The organism is Subtercola sp. RTI3 (assembly GCF_035018625.1).
Classification (GTDB): Bacteria; Actinomycetota; Actinomycetes; order Actinomycetales; family Microbacteriaceae; genus Subtercola; species Subtercola vilae.
In genome coordinates this window covers 1-4,516 of the sequence record NZ_JASJXO010000101.1, presented here as the reverse complement: position 1 = coordinate 4,516, position 4,516 = coordinate 1, and the positions used below count along the sequence as shown (strand labels likewise).

3 protein-coding genes and 2 pseudogenes are annotated in these 4,516 nt (G+C 60.9%); 3 read left to right on the top strand and 2 right to left on the bottom strand.

Going from position 1 to position 4,516, the window contains the following annotated elements; genetic code table 11:
- Positions 1-121 precede the first annotated feature (121 nt).
- Positions 122-499: a helix-turn-helix domain-containing protein gene (locus QN358_RS18650; RefSeq protein WP_323513251.1), complete on the bottom strand. Its 378-nt coding sequence runs from the start codon at positions 497-499 to the stop codon at positions 122-124.
- A gap of 33 nt (positions 500-532) precedes the next feature.
- Here QN358_RS18650 and QN358_RS18645 point away from each other — a divergent pair.
- From QN358_RS18645 to QN358_RS18635, 3 genes and pseudogenes are all read left to right on the top strand, one after another.
- Positions 533-679: pseudogene (locus QN358_RS18645) on the top strand (IS256 family transposase); the annotation flags it as partial.
- 97 nt (positions 680-776) lie between these two features.
- The gene (locus tag QN358_RS18640) at positions 777-2,687 is read left to right on the top strand and encodes a KUP/HAK/KT family potassium transporter (RefSeq protein ID WP_323513252.1); all 1,911 of its coding nucleotides are present in this window, start codon (positions 777-779) and stop codon (positions 2,685-2,687) included.
- 195 nt (positions 2,688-2,882) lie between these two features.
- The gene (locus tag QN358_RS18635; protein ID WP_323513250.1) at positions 2,883-3,386 is read left to right on the top strand and encodes a low affinity iron permease family protein; all 504 of its coding nucleotides are present in this window, start codon (positions 2,883-2,885) and stop codon (positions 3,384-3,386) included.
- A 503-nt stretch (positions 3,387-3,889) separates the two neighbouring features.
- Here the strand turns inward: QN358_RS18635 and QN358_RS18630 are convergent.
- Positions 3,890-4,447: pseudogene (locus tag QN358_RS18630) on the bottom strand (recombinase family protein); the annotation flags it as partial.
- Positions 4,448-4,516 lie beyond the last annotated feature (69 nt).

The following is a 4,516-nucleotide window of genomic DNA, read 5'->3' as shown; positions in this document are numbered from 1 at the left end:
CCATCACACGGTGGCTTCTTACGTCGACGATGCAACGCTCAAGAACCCGAAACCCCACCACTCACAGGGACGTCACCAACCAGAAATCACGATTCAAACACTTAACTGAACGGTATTGAGGCTAAGCGACGGTGGCCCGGTAACCAGACTTGCGACGAACCGTTCCGCGTTGCAGCTCACGGCTCACTGTCGACGGAGAAAGGCCCAGTGCCGAAGCGATCAAGCGCACCGTCACACCCGCGGCACGCTGACAAGCGATCTCCTCCCCTTCCGTGAACGACAACCGGCGCGCGCTCAGAGGAACACGCGAGGACGAGAAGTCAGGTGGCATCACCCCGCCAACCTGCCGCACCCACCGCCACGCGACCGTGATCGACACCCCGACCGCGGCCGCCGCCTCAGCGACCACCATGCCCGACCGGATCGCCGCCCAGCACTCCCGCTGCACCGCGACCGGAATCTCGGCCGACCAGAAACACCCATACAACACCTCACTCATCAAGATGTTGCGTTGACCAGTTCAACCCGCCCAGCGCTGAAATGTCTGTACCTCGTGACCCGCAGTCTTGACCCGACACGCCGCGGCCGGGAACGATGGGCCGTGCGGTGGAAACCAGCCCTCAACACGTCCGCGATCACCTTCGCCAACCGCTGGCAGGCAGCGGAGACCTACGAATGAAAAACGCCAAAAACACCGTTACCGTTACAGACCCGGCCCAGAACCGGTGGGGGAGGGTAGGCTGCGCTGGGGTTTTGTGTCGGCCTGGAGGTTGTTGATGACGTTTGCGAAGTTCAGCGCTGGCAAGCCGGCGTTGGTAGCGGGTCCGGTGATCGCGGCGATGGGTGTGGTGTTCGGCGACATTGGTACGAGCCCGTTGTATGCAGCATCGACGACGTTCGGTGTGGGCAGTTCTGGTAGTGCCGGGCCCGGCACGGATTACGTTTATGGTTCGACGGCGACGATTGTGTATTCCCTGGCGCTGATTGTCTCGGTGTTGTATGTGCGTTTTCTGATGCGCGCCGATAACCGTGGAGAGGGCGGCTTGCTTGCGCTTTTCGGGCTGCTCCGGCGAAGTAGTCTGAAGGCTCGCACGATCGCGGTTTTCACGATCGTCGCGATGATCGGCGCCGCAATGTTCCTCGGCGACAGCGTCATCACCCCAGCGATCTCGGTGCTCTCAGCAGTCGAAGGGTTAGAGGGCGTACAACCAGACCTTGCGTCTCTTGTGGTGCCGATAGCGGTAGTGATCCTGGTGGGAGTCTTCGCGCTTCAACGCTTCGGTACCCGAACCATCGGGCGCCTATTCGGGCCCATCATGCTGCTGTGGTTTGTTGTTCTCGCGGTCAGCGGGATTGCGTCGATCCTCCAGCACCCAGCTGTGCTTCAAGCTCTGTCGCCGCACTGGGTGATTTTGTTCTTCATTCAGCAGCCGGGTACAGCGTTTCTGGCGCTCGGGGCGATCGTGCTGGCCGTCACCGGAGCTGAAGCGCTGTACGCAGACCTTGGCCATTTCGGCCGGAAAGCGATCACCCGGGCGTGGTTGTTCGTCGTGTTCCCCGCGCTGGTTCTGAACTATTTGGGTCAGGCGAGCCTGGCGATCCGGGATCCACGCCAAGCGGCCGCGTCGTTCTTCGGTCTGGTGCCGGGTTGGGGTCAGATCCCGATGGTCGTCCTCGCCACGGTGGCCACGATCATCGCCTCTCAGGCCGTGATTTCGGGAACATACTCTGTCATTCACCAGGCCTGGCGGCTGGGTTTTTTCCCACCGCTTCGAGTGATCCACACGTCAGCTGAAAGCGAAGGACAGATTTACGTACCGGCGATCAACGTTCTGTTAGCCATCGCTGTGCTCTCGGTCACGATCGGTTTCCGCGGCTCGGCCGCCTTAGCCTCAGCCTACGGAATCGCCGTCACGACGACGATCTCAATCACGACGGTCGTGTACATAGCCTGGAGTTGGGCGCACGCGAGGCGGGTCACGCTGAGAATCGCCGCGGCGAGCGGGATACTCGTGGTCACCGTCTCGTTCCTGGTCGCGAATCTGCCAAAAGCGGCCTCGGGCGGGTGGCTGCCGTTGGCGATCGGCGCGATCGTTTTCACCATCATGTCGGTGTGGTGGGCCGGCCAGCAGCGCATCCGAACCGCCCGCCGTGAGGGCGAGATGCCCATCGATGATCTTCCGTTGTTCATCGCCAGCCATAAGGGCGACCTGTTTCGGGTTTCCGGCGACGCGGTGTTCATCACCCGCAACCCGTACATCGTGCCCGTGGCACTTCGAACGATGGTCACCCGCAACCACGCCCTCCAAAAGCGTGCGATTCTGCTGAGCTGGTCGACCGTCGACGTGCCCAGCACTATCGGTATGAGCCAACGCATCACCGTCGAAACATTCCCCTCAGGCATCGTCAGAGTGGTAGCCAAAATCGGCTTCCGCGAACATCCCCGCATGACAGCCCTACTCACCGAAGCTCGCGCGGCAGACAAACACGCGCTCGACGACTTCGCCGCCTCCCGGGCAACGTTCTTCATCTCCTCACCGGTGCCCCGCTTCAATGGTGCCAGCAAAATGTTTCGATGGGCCCAAGTCATCTTCCTCGCGCTCGACCGGCTGGCACCAGACCCCCTGGACCTCATAGAACTTCCCCGCGACCGAACCATCGTCCTCGCCCGCGAAACACCCCTCTAACTGCCTCTAACTGCCTCTAACTGCGAGCTTCGATGCCGGTCGGTCAGTAACTTACCCCGACTTTTTTCGTTCCGTTCCACTCAGACCCCGACTACTAGGCGATGTCAAAACGGGTCGGCAGTACACAATTCGATCAGGTCGGGATGGTGGGATTGCACCTGGACGAACGACTGCGAGAAAGGACCAGGAAAACGAATGACGGAATATCAGAGCATGATTGGGCGCCCCCGGTGGAGCCTCCGGAAGGTTTCCGAGCTGCTGGCGTCGAACGCGCCGCGTACCCGAAGTAGCCGTTTGCTGCACACCATCGGGCTGGTGAGTTCTCACTCGGCCGCGGGATTGATCGCGACTGCAGCAATCATTCTCTGGGTACTGTTCGGCATTATGGTTGACTTCCCCGGCTGGTGGGACAACGTCTTGTATATCGTGAGCTCGTCGGTGACCCTGATTATGGTGTTCGCGATCCAGCACACTCAATCTCGGCAGCAATCGGCTACACAACGAAAACTCGACGAAATTCTCCGCGCCATGCCGGGCGCTGATGATCGCCTCATAGCTGTTGAACAAGCGCCCGACGGAGAACTTGAAGCGTTAGCCGAACTAAACGGAGGGGATCGCGAGAAAGCCGTGCACGCGGGCGGTCTCCTCGGATCCGGTAACCCGGACCAAACGCCCCGTCAGCCGACAGCCCCGCACTAAGCCTCAATCCATACGGATAGGTCGAGGAGCGTGCCGGCACGTTAAACCGAAAATGCCTGTCTAGTCAGGGAAAATTGTTCTCACCACGGAATAAGGGCTTGAGGACCAATTCTCGGGAAAGGTCCCCTACGCCAGCGGGCTCGGAGACTAAGCAGTGGTGGTACGACATCCTCCTGTGATTCTTGGGGTGTGTGGAGGGTCGTTGAAGCTCCGAACTCTCGAACCCCCAAGGTGGAGCGGGCTGCACCTATTCAGTTCAGTCCGGGATGGGAGGGTATCCGCCGTCGGGGTGGGGGAGGGTGTGCATCCAGAGCATGGCCGCGTCTGCCCGCTCAAGCGCAGCGGTCGCGATCTCGATAGCGGCAGCAGAGTCGTGCCAGTCGGTGTTCTAACTGTCTCCGGCCATCACGATTCGGCCGTCATCACCGAGCCGGCGTAACCGTCGTAGTGACGCCCGGATCTCTTCACGGATCGCGTCCGCGCTCACCGGCTCAGTTACGACGTCATACTATCTGCGACTCACTCGCACCCGTTGCGGTCGTCCGCCTCGACAGGGTCAACAGCTCGTCGTACTCCGCAACCGACGGCAGCGGTCTCATATCCACTGGTAGTTCTTTCAGGATCGTAGCCAAGACACGCTCCGGCGCGGTGCTTGCCGCCTGCTCGTACCTATATAGGGTCGCCCGGGACCACCCCACGAGCTGGGCGGCCGCCGCGGCCGTCTTGCCGGCCTTCCGAGCGTCACGGACGATCTTCAGTTTCTCAGCGATCACGGCCGGGTCGCTGACCGGTCTACCGAACCGGGTCCCTGCAGCTTGGGCCACCGCGATACCGGCATTGACTCGTTCGACGATGAGTTCACGTTCGTACTCCGCCAGCGTCGCGAGCATGCCGAGCATCATCCGCCCGGTCTTCGTCGACGGATCAATCCCGTCCGATACCGACTGCACACTGATACCTGTCTGTTGCAGCGACTTCACCGTGTTCAACACATCAATCAGCGAACGACCCAACCGGTCGATGCGCCAGACGACAACCGTGTCACCGTCCACGGAATATTCGCTTCGATGAGCACCGTCTATGGTGCGGTTGAGCCCCGTTGTTTAGGTGCGTGATTGGCATCGTTCAGC